Here is an 18,388-nt window from a genome sequence, read left to right on the forward strand (position 1 = left end):
ATCAGCGATTTGATCACCTGTCAGGGAACTATTGGCAATTTGAGTGCCAGTAAGAGAGCCATCGGCCACATGGGCCCCAGTGATAGAAGCTTTGGCGATTTTGTCCCCAGTCACAGAACCTTCGTCTAATACGAAGTTATCGAAGGCATTAGGGCCGAGATGTCTGCTGCCGATGGAGCCGTCAGCGATTTGAGCGCCGGTAAGGGAACTATTGGCAATTTGAGTACCAGTAAGAGAGCCATCGGCAACATGTACCCCGGTGATGGAAGCCTCTGCAATCTTGCTTCCTGTTATTCCGCCATCCTGCAGAAGTTCTGTTGTGATCGCACCTGCTTCGATATGCTGCGAACCGATGCAATGGGTTTGCAGGTGATGCGGAAGAACAGCGCCTTCGGCCAGCTGCCGAGATTTAACAGCACCTGGCTGCAATTGATCAACTCCAACGCTGTCTGGCTGCAGGTGGACATGACTGACGGACTGATTTCCGAGATGTGCAGAGTTGATGGAATACGGAGCCAAGTGATTGCTCTGAATCGAGAACAATTCCACATGTCTGGAGCCAACAGCACCCTCGGTGAGATGCCCGCCATCAATCGATTCTCCGGCAATATGCTCTGAGAGAACAGCGCCTCTCGTGAGATGCGCGGACTCAATGCTCTCATCTTGAATATGCCCAGCGTTGATGGAGCCGGAAGCAATATGGCGATCGGTCACAGATTCCTCGTCAATATGCTGGGACTTGATTATCTCCACACCCAGATGATCCGACTGGACACTCGCCTCCTGCAGATGAACAGCAGAGATGGAGAGAGGTTTGATTTTGTCGCCACTCACGGCATGTGCTTGCAGTGTTGTACCCGAGACCGATGAAGGCGAGAGGTGGTTTTCTGTAATGGACTGTGACTCAAGCTTAGTGCCCGGAATGCTGGCATCGGCAAATAACACTTCTGCAGAACGGCTTTCGTCAGCCAGATGGCTTAAGGTGACGGATTTCTTTTTCAAGTGATAACCATGAATGGCTTCCTGCACAATGTGTTTACCCAAGATGGTTTCCAGTCCCAGATGGGCGCCCTCTACGGCCTGCGGTGCAATCTTATCTGAGGTTACAGCCTGATTCTGAATCGCTTCCGCGGTTACAGCATCAGGCGACAGATGGATGGGTTGAACCGCTTGTGCTGCAATTTTTCCAGCAGATACGCTGCCCTCGGCAAGCTTGGATGTCGTTACGGCAAGGTCGGTCAGTTTATCCGTGGATACACTTTCCGGAGACAGCTTCAGAGAAGTTACTGCATGGTCCCCCAAATGCCGAGGCGCAATAACTCCATCGCCGATGGAGGACTCCAGAATGCTGCCAGCCGCGATTTTATCTGTCGTTACGGAGCCGAATCCGAGCGATTCTGTCCGTACGCTTTCCTTCTGCAGATGACGGCTTGCAATGGAACTCTCAGCCAGGTGGGACTCGTGAACGGCCCCTTCTTGCAAGGCTCTCGTACCTACGCTGCCTGCGGCCAAGTGCTGCTGCTGTATCGATTGGCTGGCAATATTGCTGGAGGTCACGCCATCCTGTGCAATAATGGCCCCGCCAACCGAACCAAGCGCGAGCTTTTGGCTGGTTACGCTCTCGGGTGCCAGCGTATCTTCTTCGACGGATGCCGCCTGAAGATGCCGTTTCCCGATAGCTCCGTCAGCCAGATGCTGGTCCGTTATCGTTTTGGACTGAATGGCAGTGCCAGGCACGCTTTGAGGAGCCAAATGCTGAGGTAGGATACTGCCCTTTGCAATATGCTCTGCATTCACTGCCTGTGCAGCAAAATGCTCGGTTTGAACAGCCGCTGCTGCAATCTGGCTGGATTCGACAGCTCCCTTGGCCAGATGGCGGGTTTGAACAGCCTCATTGGCGATTTTGTGCGGGAGAATGCTCTGATCCGCGATTTTCGAAGCCGTAACGGCTTGCTCAACCAGCTTTGCCGTATGAACAGACTGATCGGCGAGCTTGGAACTGGTTACGCTGGAATCGGCCAGATGGAGGGTAGATACAGCGTTTTTATTGATTTGGACCGGTCCTATGGCACCCGGCTGGATTTGCTCTGATCCAATGGCTCCATCCTCCAGATGGCGGGCGTTCAACGAACCTTCTTTGATATGTGCAGCGTTAACAGCTCCAGTCGCGATTTGCTCTGATCCAATGCTGCCGAGTGCGATATGCTTTTCTGTGACAGCCTTCTTCGCCAGATGCTCACTGTCAACGCTCTGCGGCAGGATGTGGGAACCACTTACGGCATCGTTGGCAATTTTATTTCCGGTGACGGCACCGTCACGGATTTTGGAAGAGGTAACCGCAAGGTCGGCCAGCTTGGAGTTGTGCACGGTCTCATTCGCGAGATGGCGCGTTTCCACGGCGCTTGATGCGATTTTGTCCCCGTGAACCGCTTGGTTATCAAGCAGTTCGGTTGTAATGAGAAGCTGCTCAAGGTGACGGGCAGATATGGCACCATCCGCGATTTTATCGCCAGTCACAGCGTGGTCTGCCAGCTTCTGTGAAGTGATGCTGCTATCCTTGATTTTACTGGCATTCACAGAGCCGTCCCGAAGCTTGCGCGTGGATAAGATACCATCCATCAGATGATCTCCCGTGACCGATAATGGCGCGATTTTACCCGAGGTCACCGCTTCGTCGGCCAGGTGAAGGCTGGTAACGCTATGGTCCTGGATAGCTTCGGGACCCACCGATGCGCGCGCCAGTTTGGATGCTGTGACCGCTTTGGAAGCGATCCGGTTTTCGGTTATGGCAAATTCACCAATATCTTCAGTGAATATGAATGCTCCTTTGATTCCTGGCATTTCTTTTTCCGTTATGAGCTGCACTTGCTCGGCATCCGATACTGCAGGAGAACTGAGATCGACATCCGAAGCAGCAGGATTGCTGGAATCGACAGCTTGTGATGCTAGATCGAAGGCAGAGGTTTCATTGGTCGAATCTGAATCTGGGGCAGTTTGCAAAAGGGAATTTTGGTCCGATATAACCTGGTTGATTATGTCTTCGTCCATGGTTTCGTTCGTTTGCTGCAATTCGCTAATGCCAACGGCATTCTCTTCCAGATCCGCAACAGGAGCCGATGATAGAATGTGGGCCTCTCTGTCGGTTTCCTTATGGTGACTGTGCTCTTTCGTGCGCTCCAGCAGGTCAAGCTCTCTTGTATTGGGATCTATCATGTAGGACTGGGCAGTTGAAAACACAGCGCTTTTCTTCTTTTTTTTCAAAACAACACGCTCCTTCCGAATGATCGTCTTCGGTATCATATGCAGCCGTTTAGGCGGCTGTCACTGTCTTTCGGTATTCGAAAAGGGCGTGCGAAGGGAGGCATGGAAAAGGACCCGGCAAAGGCCGAGTCCTTGATTTGGCGCTAAATGCGCATATAAAATTTAACCCCTGACGGCCAGTATGGGCTGGCTGCACAGTTGGTTCCGTATTTGAAGTTTCTTCAAGAATCATTCTAAAACAACAAAAGCCCTGCCTCTCTTTCGTCCTTGCGGCTCCGATGACCGCTCCAGTGTGAATCAGAAAAACGTTCCATAAAACTCTTACTCTTAGGGTCATTAAAATAGGAATTTTCACTTCAACAGAGATGTAAATAACCATGTTTCGAGGAACTAACGGGGTTAAACTTCATGTAACAATTACTTATTATATCATAGTATGTTCTAATAAGCAAAGATATTCAAACATGTATTAGAATGTTGTGTAAAAGCGCTTGATTTTTTTCCGATTTCCAACGATATTCATATTAACAAATTTTTCTTGCAAATTCCGCTGATGCCCTCTTAAAATTGTAGCATAATGTCGAATAAGTTCTGATTTACAATGAATATGCCTCGCCGATATTTATTATCTGTCAACGAAAGTAGGCGTACCATGCAACTGTATAAGTCTTTTCTTAAGCAGCTCATCCGGAACTATATGATTGGGTCCTCTGCAGCTGTGCTTGTTGTGGGTGGCGTATTGATGGTTACGACCTTGGACATCCCGTTCGAGGAAGGCGCACGTCTTATGATCATTCTCGCTATTTCGTTTATGGTTATGATTGCATCAGAGCTGACAATTTTTCTTAGGCACTTACGACCGATTCATGCGGGATTTGATGAAGACAACATCGATCTGGAAGTGTTGGAAAAAGCATATTTGAGCGTTCATCGGATGCCGCGAATGGCAGTATATCGCATATTCGGTCCTCATTTATTGGGTTTATCCCTTCCGGCCATAGTACTTACTGTTTGGATGATGGAGCAGGGGAAGCTGAACTTTCCCCCTTTTTACATATGGCTGGCTTGTCTTGGAGCTATTCTCCTTGCCAGCTGTCATGCAATGATTGAATTTTTTCTGACGATAGCTGCAATCCGTCCGTTAATCAAGGAGATCAGGCGGCAGGCGTTGTCTCGTTATGGTGTGGATTTTTCATTGGAAGGCCATGTATTCATGGCAATTCGAACCAAATTTCTGCTGAGTACGATGCTGATCGGTACCTTTCCCTTGTTTCTGTTCAGTCTCGCGGTCCAGATTCGGCTGGAGGGGCTCAGTCAGATCATAGCCCAGCAGTACTGGGGATGGGCAGGATTCATTTTGCTGCTGGGCGTAGGCTTTGCTTATGTTGGCGCCTGGCTGTTGACTCAGGATTTACAGCGCCCGATCCGGCAGTTGTATAGGGCAATGAATGAGATTAAGGAAGGCCGCCTCATTCAGACCTCCAATCTGTATTCCGATGAATTTTCCAACTTGATTGCAGGGTTTAATATGATGGTTCGAGGGCTTCAGGTGCGGGAAGAGCGAAACCGCAAGCTGTTGGACAGCTATTTTGCCGCCTTGGCAGCGGCGCTTGATGCAAGAGACCCCTATACGGCGGGACATTCGCTTCGGGTAGCGGAATATTCGGTGTTAATCGGCCGTCTGGCTGGTTTGAGCGAAAAGGAGGTCGATATCCTGCATAAGACGGCACTGCTGCATGATATCGGAAAAATCGGGGTCCGCGACAATATTCTGTTGAAGGAAGGAAAGCTGACGGCAGAGGAATTCGATCAAGTGAAAGCCCATCCGGCACAAGGAGAGAACATTCTGCTGCAGATCGAGCCGGCTGACGCCATGGCCCCTTATTTGGAAGGGGTGCGTTCCCATCACGAGCGGTACGACGGAGCCGGTTACCCTGACGGGCTGAAGGGGAAAGAAATCCCGCTGTTTGGCCGGATCATTGCGGTGGCTGATGCTTATGATGCGATGACCTCTGATCGACCGTACCGCAGCGGCATGAAGTCCGTGGATGCCTTGAACATACTGGAGGCTGGCAGGGGGACCCAGTGGGATCCTGATTATGCGGGCATGTTCGTTAAATATATGAAAACGGAGAAGAAGGTTATTTCAATCCGTTAAGGGCAAGCGGAGAACGCAAGACTTGTTTTCGTTGGCTTCTAAAAAAAGGAGACCGTTACCTTTAGGTAAACGGCCTCCTTTTTGTGATGTCAATGTGATTGAGACTGTCCTCCCTGGACTCAGGACCAGCAGCAAGGCGCGTTAACATAGGATGTGTCTCCCGTATTGGCTCACAAGCGTCATATCATCTGGTTCGCTGCGTCTATCTCCGTTTCAACGCTTTCAGCATGCTTTTGCTTGCGGTGCATCCAGCTTGCCAGCCATGTACTGATCTCGTACAAGCCAATCAGGGGGATAGCAACCATGAGGTGGGAGACGAGATCAGGCGGGGAGATCAGTGCTGCAATGATCACCAGGATGACATAGGCATACCTCCGCATGGTGTGCAGGATAGCCGGGCTTAATAATCCGATCCGGGTCAGGAACAGGACGACAACCGGCAGCTCGAAGGCCAGTGACAGTGGGATCATAATATTGAACATAAACCCGAAGTACTGGGAGACGCCATATGTTTCCACCAGCTCCATCTGACTGTTGATTCCCGTTGTAAAGGCAAGACTCATGGGAAAAACCACAAAATAAGCAAAGCTTACTCCTATGATGAAGCATAAGGCGGAGAAGGGGATGAACCGGAGTGCCGCTTTCTGCTCGCGGTTGTTCAGTCCCTGGTTAACGAACAGCCATATTTGATACAGGGCAAACGGCAGGGTGGGCAGCAGCGACAAGACGATACCGATGCTCATATAGATGCGCAGGCCGTCCCAGGGTGAGAATACATTCCAGGTTACCTGAAATGCCGGCGAATGATGCTTTAGCACTGATAAGACGTAAGGCGCGGCAATCAGTCCGATGACCATGCTAAGTATAAAAACGGCGGCCACCTGCAGGATCCGTTTCCTTAACTCGGCGATATGTTCCAGCATCGTCATGGTGTTCTTGATCTCCATAGTCTTGATCACTCCTTGTTCATCATCGGAAGATGGGTGTGCATCGCTGTTTTTTCTTCAATTCCTTGAGTTCAAACGTATTAAATCCCTCCTGCATTTTTCGATGAATTTCCTGGATGCTCTCCACATCCTCAAAAGAATATCGGCGATTCCCTCCTTTGGTACGCTCCGGAAAAACAAGCTTCCGTTCCTCGTAATACCGAATTTGTCGTTCCGTCAATCCAGTCAGTTCGCAAACCACCCCAATACTCATCACCTTACTCTCCATGATCTTTACCTCCTATGTAAGTATTATTAACCCTGAGCTTTTGTTGAATGGCTTGGGATTAAAACTGAAAGAAGATAAAACGGTAATAATTGGGCAATTGCATTTCGTTTGGAAGGATTTATGACATGATTTTATGAAAAAGAAGTGAAAAAAGCAATCTTTTTTCAAAAATAAAAAAACAATGTAAGGATTCCTAACAAAATTTGCGTCAAAGTTTGGTTTCTTTGCTAAGATCGGCTCATGAATCCAATCCAGCACAACTAGCGAAGGAGTGAACGAGGGTGGCTACAAAAGAACAACCAAAAGAAAAAGAGATGACCCGGAGACAATTTCTGACGACCGTTGGCAAAGTGGGAGGATCTGTTGCCGTCTTAAGTCTAATGGGTACGATGGGGCTCCTATCGCCTGAAACGTTGAAAGCAGCGGAATATACGCCTCCCGGTAAGAATGACTTAAATCTTAGCGGCCGTGGAGGCAAAAAAATCATCATTCTTGGAGCAGGGATAGCGGGTTTAACGGCAGCCTATGAGCTTGGGCTGGCAGGCTATGACTGTACGATTCTGGAAGCGAAGGAATTCGCCGGTGGTCGTAACTGGACAATCCGCAAAGGGACCTCTGTGGCGGAGATTGGTTCAGGTCGCCAGACCTCCCGCTTTGATAACGGACTTTATTTCAATGCAGGCCCGATGCGGATCCCGCAGTTTCATGTCACGCTTGATTATTGCAAGAAGTTTGGTGTGGCCATCGAGCCCTTCAACAATGTGAATGAGAGTGGCTATTACTATAACGAGAACGTTGGCGCGTTATCCGGGCAGCGGGTCCCTAAACGTGCGGCCAAGGCAGATGTTCGCGGTTATGTTGCCGAGATGCTTGCCAAAGCGGTGAATCAAAACGCGCTGGATCTGCCGCTTACGGCGGAAGAGAAGCTGAAGCTCGTAGATTATCTGAAGGCCGAGGGAGACCTGAATCCGGACCTGTTCTATAAGGGATCGGAACGCGGCGGTTACAAGGATGAGCCGGGAAGCCGGCTGGATGCGGGGGTTCTCCGGGATCCGTTCGATCTGAAGGCCATCCTTCATTCAGGTTTCGGTAAATATTTCAGCAATGAGTACAGTTATGACCAGCAGATGATGATGTTTCATCCGGTCGGCGGTATGGATGCTATCGTGAAGGCATTTGAGAAGCGGGTTGGCAACCGAATCAAGTTCAAGGCAGAGGTGAAGGAGATTCGCCAATCCTCCTCGGGGGTGCGGATCGTGTATAAGGACGGCAATTCCGGCAAAGAGCAGGAGCTCCGAGGGGATTACTGTATCTGTACCATACCGCTGACGGTACTAAAGAAGATTCCGGCAGACTTCTCGCCGGAGATGTCCAAGGCCATCAGCAGTGTCGGATACGCCTCCGCGGGTAAAATCGGTCTGCAGTTCAAGCGGCGATTCTGGGAGGAAGACGATGATCTCTACGGCGGCAGCAGCCTCACGAATATGGATATTACGCAAATCTACTATCCTCCGACCGATTATTTCGGGAAAAAGGGAATTCTGCTCGGCTACTATGCATACGGGGGGACTGCCGACAAACTTGGGGGCATGTCGTACGCAGAGCGCGAGAGACTAGCGCTGACGCAAGGGGCCAAAATCCATCCGCAGTATCCGAAGGAGTTCGAGGCTTCCTACTCCATCGACTGGAAGAAGACCAAGTACCAGGAAGGGGGCTGGGTGTCCTATTCCGCCAACGACAGGAAAACCTACTATCCTACCTTGTGCAAGCCGGATAACCGCGTTTATCTGGCAGGGGAGCACATCAGTTATATCACGGCCTGGCAGGCAGGAGCCATCGAGTCTGCGCGTGAGGTCGTAACCGATATCCATAAGCGTGTCATGAAAGCCTAAATTGAAGGGAGACTATTCAATGAATAACCAATGGAAGACGTTACTGGCTCTGGTCATGTTGTTCAGTGCCGTAAGCGTCACTGCGTATGCAGACAGTGCCACTGTCCATAAGAAGCCATCCAAGGCAGCGCCCGCCCCTAAATTTTACGGCAGTCCTACTTCTTCTATCTCAAGCGGGGTAATTGTGCCGGAAGGGTCTTCTTACCTCTATACCAGCGGGACAGTGCCCCCTATGTTGAACAAGGATGGCAAATCGGTGTACGAACGTTATGGCGACACCAAAACCCAGGGGATCGGCATCCTGAAGGAGATTGAGAAGCAGCTGAAGGAGCAGGGACTGACAATGAAGGATGTTGTTTATCTGAGGGTGTACTTGACCCCGGATGCAGCCAAGAATGGAAGTGTTGATTATACCGGCTGGTTTGATGCTTACGGCCAATTCTTTAATACGAAGGAGAATCCGGTTAAGCCTGCTCGTTCCACCGTAGGAGTAGCCAGTCTCGTTAATTCCGATTGGTTGATTGAGATTGAGGCGGTAGCCGTGTTTCCGAGTAAGAAGAAATAGGGAGCAGGATAGTTGGAAAAAACCGAAATAACAATTCCAGCGCTTAGGAGTCAAACAGACTCACCATTACTTAATTAGAGGAGTTGAGTCCATATGTTCCAGAATGTCGGCTTTGTCGGGTTAATGATGATCTTGGTTGTCGTCCTCATTCTGTTCGGGCCTTCGAAGCTGCCGGAACTTGGCCGGGCGGTAGGCCGTACATTGTTCGAATTCAAAGCTTCCGCAAGAGAGCTTGTTGGCGATGATAAAGAAGAAGAGAAGGACAAAGAGAGAGAACGGGAGGCATCGGTCATTAAATTGAAAGGATGATAGGCGGTAGAATCCGGTACCTGAGTAACAATGAGAACTTGGATAGGCAGGTGTGAAAATAACTGTCCCGTGGATCTGTCGAGATCCACGGTGGCAGCTTTTCTATATCTTCACAATTGCAGGCCACCGGAGAAAGAAGGAGGAAGAATCTGCGCATGACATCCTTTGCCAGGATTCAGAGAAACTCGTGACGGGTATACACAAGTACAGGCAATTATAGAATTCATCATTCATTACTCTAAGAGGAGCTGATATTTATGGATAGCAACGTATTTAAAGGGAAATGGAAGCAGATGAAGGGCGAAGCGAAGAAGCAATGGGGCAAATTGACCGATGACGACCTCGACGTGATTGCCGGAGAAAAGGACAAGTTGGTAGGTAAGATACAGGAACGCTACGGTCACTCGAAAGATGACGCAGAGCGTGAATATACAGATTGGAGTACAAGGTTCCGTGACTAGTCTATTCAGATGATAAGGGAGGCGGAATGATCATGCTGGAATCCCGGGTTGTGACCGGCAAATTGATTGATATTCGTGACGGCAAAGCGTTTACCTTACACGGAGACATGGTCAGCACCTATCATTTGGGATACTATGAGATGATGAACGAGGAAGCTCTCCCTGTCAAAGACAGTCAGCAGGCGTTTTCCCCCGCGGGGCTTATGGCGGAGGAAACTGCCGAATCATCCGGCTGGCTCCGCAGGGAATGGAAACCGTTGACCAGTTTCATAACCGCTTGGAAAAAGAGTGCAAATCGTGCCTGATTTGCACTCTTTTTGTGTCTTCTTAAGCCGGGGTATCCAGCCCTTAGGCATGAAGAAAATCATGTGAGTTTTATATTTGAAAAGTCATATTGACTTAGGTGTAATGCGGTGTAGAATGAGGTCAAAAGGAAGTTTGATCAGCCCATTCTAAGACATCGAAGGAGTGCATCATCATCAAGGCTGTCCAGGTTATTCACAAGCCGCGTAAACAGGTTTCATACCAGCGCAGAAATTTGATAGCGGCAACATGGGAAGGGGTCCCGGCGATCATATTGCAGACGCTGCTGGGAGGGCCTTTTCTTACAGGGTACTTATTGTTCTTGGGCGCGGAGTCCAGCGAGGTTGGATTCGTTCTCGCCGTCACAACGCTGTTCAACGTGCTTCAGATTCTAGTAGCGTACCTGATCCAGCGCCTGCAATACCGCAAGAAGGCCATGATTGTATTCGTCTTTGTGCACCGCATCTTATGGGGGGCCACAGGCGTTATTCCGTTTATGTTCCCGGAACGCTGGTGGATTCCGGTGTTTATGGTTTTGTACATGGCCGCCTTTATAGCCAATACCGTATCCGGCGTACTCTGGACTTCGCTTATTAGCGATATGGTGCCAGCGAAGGTGCGGGGACGTTATTTTGGCATACGCAATACGATTTTGAATGCGCTGGGGGCCTTGACCCTGTTTGTCGGGGGGGTGATCCTGGACCGTTATCCTGGCAGCGAGGGCTTCCTGATTCTGTTTATCATTTCATGGATTGCAATTTCCGCGAACTTGTCCCTATTCTTCTTGTATCCGGACCCTCCATTCGAGCATTCGAGTGAGCGTCAGTTTAAAGCGATGATCCGAAAGCCACTTGCGGACTCCACCTTCATCAGGTCAACGTTATTTCTGGCAGCCTGGTTGTTTCTGCAGACGCTGATTGTCCCGCTATATTCATACGCCATGCTAGATGTTCTGCATATTTCGTATTCGGTCGTTTCCATCATGACGGTTGCACAAACCATGGTCATGATGATCGGCTTCTATGTGTGGGGGAATTTGAACGCGCGCTTTAGCAACAGAACCTTGCTCTACTGGACGCTGCCGCTTATTGCAGGCTCATGCTTGTCATGGGGACTGCTGTCAGTCCTGCCGGTTATTCCGGTGCTGCTGCTGTCGCATATGCTGCTGGGTGCCGGAGTAGGCGGGTTTAACCAGCTGGCCTTCAACTTTATGATTGGGGATACGCCAAAAAGCGAACGGCCGATGTTTATTGCTGTATACTCGGCGATAACGGGTTTTACTTCTTTCCTGGGCCCTGTGCTGGGAGGTTTTATATATAAAGGGATCGCAAATGCGCCGGACTGGGTATCTCAATACGGATTTCAAACCGCAGTGGGCGTCTTGATGGTGCTGATTGCATTGACGGTTGGGCGGAGAGTTCTTCGTTCTCCATAGAAGAGTGGCGATTTGCGGATAGATCCTTCACGTAATTTATATTTAATATCATGAACGGAAGGAGGGAGACTCGAGGTGGGAATGATTGCCCTTGTGGTCGGAGCCACGGGACTTGTAGGCCAATTGGTAACCGACGAGCTGCTGCGCCGTGAGGAGCTTGACGAGGTTCGCGTGCTCGTTCGAAGGCTTCCGGATGTTACACATCCCAAGCTGAAGCCCATCCTGGTGGAGTGGGATCGGCTGGATCGATACAGCGATGCTTTTTCCGGCGTCCATAGCGTGTATTGCTGTTTGGGGACAACGATTAAGAAGGCCGGTTCCCAGCAGGAGTTCCGCAAAGTGGATGTGGATTATGTCATCAAAACCGCAGAGCTGGCTAAGCGGCATGGCGTAAGACAGTTTATGGCGGTCAGCTCCGCTGGAGCCAACCCGAAGGTGCGTAATTTCTATCTGCGGACAAAGGGGGAAACGGAACAAAGATTGGGCGAGATCGGTTTTCGAGGACTGCATCTGTTCAGACCGTCATTATTGCTGGGTGACAGGCCCGAGCAGCGGTTTGGGGAGCGAGCCGCTTCGGTTCTCATGACAGCCTTCGATTTTGCGTTCAGAGGTCCGAAACTCGCTCCATACCGCGCCATTCCGGCGGTAAAGGTAGCCAAGTCGATGGTCAACATAGGGTTAACAGATATGAAAGGCCATCATATCTACACCAATGAAGTCATTCATGTACTTGGCGAGGCAGCTGATTAGATTTGCCAGAGTCACCGTGGCAGATTACAATGTACACAGATAGGAATACATAGAGAGGGTGATGAACGATGAGTAAAAATATCATATCGACGAACCAAGCGCCAGGAGCCATTGGGCCTTACAGCCAGGCTGTTGAAATTAACGGATTGGTGTATACATCAGGCCAGCTTGGTCTGAACCCGGAGACAGGTGAATTCGGCGAAGGGGTACAGGAGCAAACCAAGCTGTCCCTTAGCAATGTGAAGGCGATTCTTGAAGCGGCCGGGACAAGCCTGGAACAGGTGGTTAAAACCACTGTGTTCTTGAAGGATATGAATGATTTTGCCGCCGTGAATGAAGTGTATGGCAGTTTCTTCGCAGAGCCGTATCCTGCCCGCAGTGCCGTGGAGGTTGCCCGTCTTCCGAAGGACGGACTGGTTGAAATCGAAGTTATCGCTGTTAAGAAATAAGCAATTCTATGATAGGAGCTCTGCCTACCTTGGCAGAGCTCCTATTTGTTTGGTTTTGTGAATTAATTCCCATTAATATTGATTTTAAGGAACATATGTTCTATAATGGATAGGAATCTAGTAAAAGGATAGATGGAACGGGGGAATACCATGGGAATGGGGTCTGATATCAACAGGAATATACGTGAATGGATGGAACGATATCAGGTGACAGGATTGAGTATGGCAAGAATTCAAGAGGGTCACATTCGTATGACGGAAGGTTACGGTATTCTGGAAGCGGGAACCGATCGCAGGGTAACTAGCCATTCTATGTTTAACGCTTGCTCCATTAGTAAATTTGTTACATCCATGCTCGTGTTGAAGTTGGCTGATCAAGGAATTGTGGATATAGATGAAGATGTTAATGTTAAACTCTCTTCCTGGAAGGTTCCTGAGAGCGAATGTACGCAACATCATAAAGTGACCCTTCGAACATTACTCAGTCATCAATCAGGGATCTTGGATCCTGAAAATAGTTTTGGTGTGTGGAATTCCGTACAGGGTTCACCTTCAGTGGTGGAACTGTTAGAGGGAAGGTCAGCCTATTGCAGAGAAGCGATTAATGTCACGTATGAGCCTGGTAGTGAATTTGCTTACTCCGATACAGGTTTCTGCATCATCCAACAAGTAATAGAGGACGTATCTGGAAAGCCGTTTCAGGTACTGTTAGATGAACTTATATTTGCTCCTTTACATATCAGAAACAGTAAAATGAATCCGTCTTCCTACAAATCAATGAATGGACAGCTGTCATGCGGTCACCACAAAAACGGGAGATTAGTTGAAGGCAAGTACCCCATGTATCCATACCCAGCAGCTTCAGGGCTTTGGACCACGCCAGCCGATCTGGCCGTTCTGGTGATCGAATTGATGAATTCGTTGAAGAGCAAGAGTATACTAGGGATTTCTGAGGGCAAGGCAAAAGAATGGATTACTCCTCAAGGTGGCAGAGACTGGACAGGGCTTGGAGTTTTTCTGGATGGGAGTGAGCAGGAAGTTGAAATATCGTCACTTGGTTGGGGTGTGGGATTCCAATGCCTGTTGACAGCGAAGCCGTATCAAGGCAAGGGCAGCATCATTATGACAAACATCGATTCCGGTGTTCATCAATCCAAGGGGATTATTGGAGAAATTCTAAGATCGCTTGAATAGGTCTCTCGAAATGGAAATCCCCTTGGCTTGATCAATTCAACCCAAGTTATGACACTTCCCCTCGATTTATTGGTAGCAAGACGCTTTAACTGCTTAGCGAGGGGGGTTCACTTAATACCGTGACCTTCTCCGGTTTCGTGTAAAGAAGAGCCATACGGCATATACGAACAAGACAACAGAAAGGATAAAGGCTGTCATCAAGATGGCGTCCGTCTCCCGATGCTCGGCAGCGATGGCGATATATGCCCACGTAAAGACCATCGGTACGATACTGTCACGGTAACGGAGGCCGATGAGAATGGCGAGCAGAGCCCCGATACAGAGCAGGACAATCCCCAAGGGGGTCTCATTCAGACCCAGAAAGCTCCAGCCATTCTTCTGAATCACGATTGCAACATTCACGATAAAGGCAGGACACACCCATCCGATATAAAGGCTGAACGGTAATTGGAGAAACAGCTTCTCCCCTGTTGCTGGATAGCTTATGGAGTGCGTGCGGACATAGAGTACCCATAAGGTTAACAGCAGCAATAACATCACAATGACAGACCACTCGATATACAGATAATGCCACAATACCAGCCATGCCATATTGAAGACGCAGCTTAGTATAAACCATGGTCCGATGGATCTGACAGTATCCCGGGTTCCGGTATCACGGCGCAGCTGGTAGATGACAAAAAAGAGCAGCAGCACATAGATGACGGACCATATCGTAAAGGCATAACCCGCGGGAGTGATCGCCGTATAATACATATCCGATATTTCCCCGGTTGTTCTGCCGCCAAGCGGCAGAATTCCCGATAACACATTCACGGTGATAACCCCGGCAAAAAACAGAAGATTCCACCAGCGGTATGGATTGTTGCGGTACATACGATCTCCTCCTGGTATCAGTCTGGAATATATAGAATATACCCAAAAGAATCGATATCGAGCCAGTGCCTCCCGAGAGAGGCAGCAGGCAACTCGTTAATTCATATGCTTCTTACGGTATTCGTTCGGCGTGAAGCCTTCCATTTTTTTAAACACTTTACTGAAATATTTCTCATCCTGATAACCGACCATCTCCGCGATTTGAGCAATCCGGATTTGGGGGTTAAGCAGCAGCGTCTTGGCTTTGTTGATGCGAATCCGACCGAGAAAATCGGATAGCGTTACGCCAAATTCCTGTTTGAATTTGCGCGAAATGTATTCCCTGCTCAGAAAGAATCTCCCCGCGATTTGCTGCAGCGAGATCTCCTCGTGATAGTGATGCTCCAGATAGTGGGCGATGTCATGGATGATATGGTTATCCTTTGAATGGATCTGGGTAAGCACCCTGGATGCCGCATGCAGCCTGCCGCTGATCTGTTCACGCCAGCGATCCCAGCAGATCATTCCTTCCTCGCCAAAGGGCAGAGCGGATGGAAGATCCTGCGAGATTTCAGCGTCTTCGATCGGCTCCTGCGTGCTTTTCACCTCACTCTCTGTCCAGTGATACTGTATCCAGTCCCATTCCGAATTCCACCGGAGCAGATGCTCCGGGGATACAAGATCCCGATCGCGTACATCCTGCAGCCATTCCTCCGTGGCAGCTTCCATGCGTTCCTTGCTTCCGCTAAGAGCGGCCAGCTTGAACTTCTCCTCATAGGAAGAGAGCCGCAGCGTCCGTGAGCCTTCGCTGTCGACGGCGCGTTCACGGTGTATTCGGCATGTTCCCGTCAGCAGATTGCGGCTGAACAAGGCTTGGACGGCATTTTGATAAGCCTTCGGGAGATCATTGGGAAAGGCGCTTGCTTCCGCCGCACCGAAATGGCAGCGCCTGCGAAGGGTAGAGAAAAAGCCGTCATTAATCCTCCCCAGCAGGTCGTTGAAGGGAAGCCTCGGATGCCAGCAGAGCAGGATGATTTCGCCGGGCTTATCGCTGTGTCTGAAGGCAACCCCCTGATCCTTCAGCAGCTCATTGCAGATATTGATAAGCGTGAAAGAGAGCAGGTGCCGCCTGTTGCGAAATTTCGACAGCAAGGCTTCGTCAAATTGAACATCGCTGAGCACCGCTACATTGCATACAGTACCGGCCTCGGGCAGCCTAATCCGATTCCGTAATTGGGAGACGACGCTTTCCCTGTTCCCGTATCCGCTCACGAGATCCGAAAGTAGGCGGTCCATATAGAACGGGGTCATCTGATTCATTTCAATATTTTGAGTGGTGATGCGCTGCCGTTTCTCTTCCTCTAGCTGCCAGGTATGCACCGCTTTGCTTAACGCCTCGTTCAAGCTGTCCGGCTCCACGGGCTTCAGGATATAGTCAATGCCTCCGGAGCGAATCGTATGTCGTACATATTCAAAATCGTCATAGCCGCTAATGACAAGCACCTTGATGTCCGGTTTGGTGCTATGCAGCCAGGTCAGAAGTTCCAGTCCGTTTTTACGGGGCATTCGCATGTCGGTCATAACAATTTGCGGGCTGGTCTCCTCAATTAATCTCACGGCTTCCTCGCCGTCAGCGGCCTGATCGATTTCGGTTATACCATGCCGCTCCCAGTCAGCCAGAAGCCCGATCGCTTCCCGTACATGCTGCTCGTCATCTACAATCAATACTCTCATTCTACTGTTCACTCTCCCATGCGTTGATATTGAGCGTAACAATGACGCCGTGTGGCAACGCGTTCTCTATTATTAATTCAGCATTGTTGTTGGTGTAGAGATTCAATCGCATCAATACATTCAACAGCCCGATAGAATCGTTCCCGTTGTCGTTACGATCATAGTGATCGTAAGCGGCGGCGAGTTTGCTCCGAATCAAGGCAAGCTCCTCCTCATCGATCGAGGAACCATTATTTTCGATCACAACGATTAAGCGGCTATCCTCGGATATACGGGAAGAAATCGATACGAGGCCGACCCCGGCATGGGTATTCATGCCGTGTTTGAAATAATTCTCTACAATCGGCTGCAGGATCATTTTCGGAACCGGAGCTGTTAGGCTCTCCGGATCAAGCTCCCATATCACTTCCAGTTGATCCCGGAACCGCTGCTTCTGCAGCTCAAGATAGAGCCGTACATGATTGATTTCATCCTGCAATGTTACTTTGGCTTCGCTGTTGCGCATGTTATAACGCATGATGTTCGCCAGCGAAGAGAGCAGGGAATAAATTCGCGGTACATTATGCTGGAGTGCCAAGGTGCCGATGGATTGAAGCGAATTATAGAGAAAATGCGGATCAATCTGGGCCTGCAGTGCTTTCAGCTGATTGGTTTTATTGGCGATCTCCAGTCTGTATTCACGAAGGATCAGGTTGTTGATAGTATCCATCATGTTCCGGAAGCGGCGGGAGAGAACACCGATCTCATCCGGACTTGTCACATCGATATTCACGTCAAGCCGCCCTGTTTTTACTTGATTCATATAACTTGTGAGCTGCTTGATGGGCTTGGTAATTCGAATAGAAATCCATAACGTACCGAATATGACAATCAATAGCGCGAATATTGCAATAATCGCGTTGATGCTTGTTAATTCCGTTGAGTTCTTGTACAGGGTCTGGTGTGGAATCTGCTTCACCAGTGTCCAGGGGGCATAAGGCAGATCAAGCTTTTCATAAATGATCATCGCATCGTTGCCGTCATAATATCCCTTGTCCGCTTGAGCGATTACATTCATCAGCTCCGGATCGTTCAAATATTGGCCTCTTTGTGCCGGATCCGGACTATATATGATGCTGCCATTGTCATCAATCAAGTATAACTGTTCTTCTTCTTTAGCATACAGTTGATCGCAAATGGCCAAAATACTGTCAAGTTTCACATCAATGGCCATGAGGGCATATTGGTCGGGTGACGGTACGTTGGTTATGGATCGATAGAAGGTGATGACCTCAAAATCCAGGATATCCGCGGGCCGCGGCGGAAACCCGTAACTGTGCACCTGATGTACAGGCTCGATGGCGGTATTGCCCTGACCAAATTGCTCTATGGTGCGGTAAGGAGCCTGCCGAAATTCCCTGCGAGGCAGGTTGCTTGATATTTGGGTGGACTGTCCCGTCAAATCGTTATGAAGATAAATCTGATGGACGTCCTGTGTGCCGGTTTGGATAGCCTGCAAGGTTGCGTACAGCTCGGCAATTACCCGGTAATTATCGGGGTCTAGGGCAAGGTTGCGCAGAAAATGGGGATCGGAATATACAGAGAGCGATGCCCGGTCAATGCCGCGTAAATAGTTCATCAGGTTGGTAGCTCCTTGATAAATCAGCCGAACATTTTCATTCACTGTCTGTTCCTTCACTGATTCACGTGTATGCGTAAACGTGATGAAGAGCGACAGCAGGAGGGGAATGGTTGTGACTGCAAGCATGAACTGGATAAGACGGGTCTGGATGCTGCGATATTTCATGATGGATCACCTCTGGATTAT

At 49.4% G+C, this 18,388-nt stretch carries 16 protein-coding genes; 10 read left to right on the plus strand and 6 right to left on the minus strand.

The genetic code is table 11. From position 1 onward, the window contains the following. Positions 1-3,261 (minus strand): hypothetical protein (locus tag PGL02S_RS13615; protein ID WP_174806173.1); only part of this gene is annotated, 3,261 nt, incomplete at its 3' end. Between the two features lie 652 nt (positions 3,262-3,913). On the opposite strand from PGL02S_RS13615, the gene PGL02S_RS13620 reads away from it, so the two are divergent. Next, entirely contained in the window at positions 3,914-5,419 is a 1,506-nt protein-coding gene (locus tag PGL02S_RS13620; RefSeq protein ID WP_006208042.1) for an HD-GYP domain-containing protein, read from the plus strand. A 179-nt stretch (positions 5,420-5,598) separates the two neighbouring features. On the opposite strand, the gene tatC is transcribed toward PGL02S_RS13620, so the two are convergent. Together tatC and PGL02S_RS13630 are read right to left on the minus strand one after the other, a co-directional pair. Continuing rightward, entirely contained in the window at positions 5,599-6,366 is a 768-nt protein-coding gene (gene tatC, locus PGL02S_RS13625; protein ID WP_036643711.1) for a twin-arginine translocase subunit TatC, read from the minus strand. Positions 6,367-6,388: 22 nt separating this feature from the next. Further along, positions 6,389-6,634, minus strand: a complete 246-nt coding sequence (locus PGL02S_RS13630; RefSeq protein ID WP_006208045.1) for a MerR family transcriptional regulator — start codon at positions 6,632-6,634, stop codon at positions 6,389-6,391. A 281-nt stretch (positions 6,635-6,915) separates the two neighbouring features. Here PGL02S_RS13630 and PGL02S_RS13635 point away from each other — a divergent pair, with 281 nt between their 5' ends. From PGL02S_RS13635 to PGL02S_RS13675, 9 genes are all read left to right on the plus strand, one after another. Continuing rightward, a complete protein-coding gene (locus tag PGL02S_RS13635) occupies positions 6,916-8,526 on the plus strand; it encodes a flavin monoamine oxidase family protein (RefSeq protein WP_081742865.1) in 1,611 nt (536 codons plus the stop codon). A 19-nt stretch (positions 8,527-8,545) separates the two neighbouring features. Then, entirely contained in the window at positions 8,546-9,091 is a 546-nt protein-coding gene (locus PGL02S_RS13640; RefSeq protein WP_036643709.1) for a RidA family protein, read from the plus strand. A gap of 93 nt (positions 9,092-9,184) precedes the next feature. Continuing rightward, entirely contained in the window at positions 9,185-9,400 is a 216-nt protein-coding gene (locus tag PGL02S_RS13645; protein ID WP_036643706.1) for a twin-arginine translocase TatA/TatE family subunit, read from the plus strand. A gap of 257 nt (positions 9,401-9,657) precedes the next feature. Continuing rightward, positions 9,658-9,861, plus strand: a complete 204-nt coding sequence (locus PGL02S_RS13650; RefSeq protein WP_006208049.1) for a CsbD family protein — start codon at positions 9,658-9,660, stop codon at positions 9,859-9,861. A gap of 32 nt (positions 9,862-9,893) precedes the next feature. Next, positions 9,894-10,166, plus strand: a complete 273-nt coding sequence (locus PGL02S_RS13655) for a hypothetical protein (RefSeq protein ID WP_036643704.1) — start codon at positions 9,894-9,896, stop codon at positions 10,164-10,166. A 173-nt stretch (positions 10,167-10,339) separates the two neighbouring features. Next, positions 10,340-11,599, plus strand: a complete 1,260-nt coding sequence (locus PGL02S_RS13660) for an MFS transporter (RefSeq protein WP_376166811.1) — start codon at positions 10,340-10,342, stop codon at positions 11,597-11,599. 75 nt (positions 11,600-11,674) lie between these two features. Then, a complete protein-coding gene (locus PGL02S_RS13665; protein ID WP_036643700.1) occupies positions 11,675-12,349 on the plus strand; it encodes an NAD(P)H-binding protein in 675 nt (224 codons plus the stop codon). 68 nt (positions 12,350-12,417) lie between these two features. After that, positions 12,418-12,798, plus strand: a complete 381-nt coding sequence (locus PGL02S_RS13670) for a RidA family protein (protein WP_006208053.1) — start codon at positions 12,418-12,420, stop codon at positions 12,796-12,798. 150 nt (positions 12,799-12,948) lie between these two features. Further along, the gene (locus tag PGL02S_RS13675) at positions 12,949-13,992 is read left to right on the plus strand and encodes a serine hydrolase domain-containing protein (protein WP_255308632.1); all 1,044 of its coding nucleotides are present in this window, start codon (positions 12,949-12,951) and stop codon (positions 13,990-13,992) included. 111 nt (positions 13,993-14,103) lie between these two features. On the opposite strand, the gene PGL02S_RS13680 is transcribed toward PGL02S_RS13675, so the two are convergent. The 3 genes from PGL02S_RS13680 to PGL02S_RS13690 form a co-directional block, all read right to left on the minus strand. Beyond that, positions 14,104-14,868, minus strand: coding sequence for a membrane protein (locus PGL02S_RS13680; protein WP_036643697.1), 765 nt, complete (start codon positions 14,866-14,868; stop codon positions 14,104-14,106). Positions 14,869-14,964: 96 nt separating this feature from the next. After that, positions 14,965-16,581: a response regulator gene (locus tag PGL02S_RS13685; protein ID WP_036643694.1), complete on the minus strand. Its 1,617-nt coding sequence runs from the start codon at positions 16,579-16,581 to the stop codon at positions 14,965-14,967. A gap of 1 nt (position 16,582) precedes the next feature. Next, positions 16,583-18,367, minus strand: a complete 1,785-nt coding sequence (locus PGL02S_RS13690) for a sensor histidine kinase (RefSeq protein ID WP_006208058.1) — start codon at positions 18,365-18,367, stop codon at positions 16,583-16,585. Between the last annotated feature and the right edge of the window lie 21 nt (positions 18,368-18,388).

Origin of the sequence: Paenibacillus glucanolyticus NBRC 15330 (assembly GCF_004000885.1) — a bacterium.
In the GTDB taxonomy this organism is placed as follows: domain Bacteria; phylum Bacillota; class Bacilli; order Paenibacillales; family Paenibacillaceae; genus Paenibacillus_AQ; species Paenibacillus_AQ glucanolyticus.

Coding starts and splice junctions, on each gene's coding strand:
- PGL02S_RS13620 (WP_006208042.1), top strand. CDS start 3,914: ATGCAACTGTATAAGTCTTTTCTTAAGCAGCTCATCCGGAACTATATG.
- tatC (WP_036643711.1), bottom strand. CDS start 6,366: ATGGAGATCAAGAACACCATGACGATGCTGGAACATATCGCCGAGTTA.
- PGL02S_RS13630 (WP_006208045.1), bottom strand. CDS start 6,634: ATGGAGAGTAAGGTGATGAGTATTGGGGTGGTTTGCGAACTGACTGGA.
- PGL02S_RS13640 (WP_036643709.1), top strand. CDS start 8,546: ATGAATAACCAATGGAAGACGTTACTGGCTCTGGTCATGTTGTTCAGT.
- PGL02S_RS13645 (WP_036643706.1), top strand. CDS start 9,185: ATGTTCCAGAATGTCGGCTTTGTCGGGTTAATGATGATCTTGGTTGTC.
- PGL02S_RS13650 (WP_006208049.1), top strand. CDS start 9,658: ATGGATAGCAACGTATTTAAAGGGAAATGGAAGCAGATGAAGGGCGAA.
- PGL02S_RS13655 (WP_036643704.1), top strand. CDS start 9,894: ATGCTGGAATCCCGGGTTGTGACCGGCAAATTGATTGATATTCGTGAC.
- PGL02S_RS13670 (WP_006208053.1), top strand. CDS start 12,418: ATGAGTAAAAATATCATATCGACGAACCAAGCGCCAGGAGCCATTGGG.
- PGL02S_RS13675 (WP_255308632.1), top strand. CDS start 12,949: ATGGGAATGGGGTCTGATATCAACAGGAATATACGTGAATGGATGGAA.
- PGL02S_RS13680 (WP_036643697.1), bottom strand. CDS start 14,868: ATGTACCGCAACAATCCATACCGCTGGTGGAATCTTCTGTTTTTTGCC.
- PGL02S_RS13685 (WP_036643694.1), bottom strand. CDS start 16,581: ATGAGAGTATTGATTGTAGATGACGAGCAGCATGTACGGGAAGCGATC.
- PGL02S_RS13690 (WP_006208058.1), bottom strand. CDS start 18,367: ATGAAATATCGCAGCATCCAGACCCGTCTTATCCAGTTCATGCTTGCA.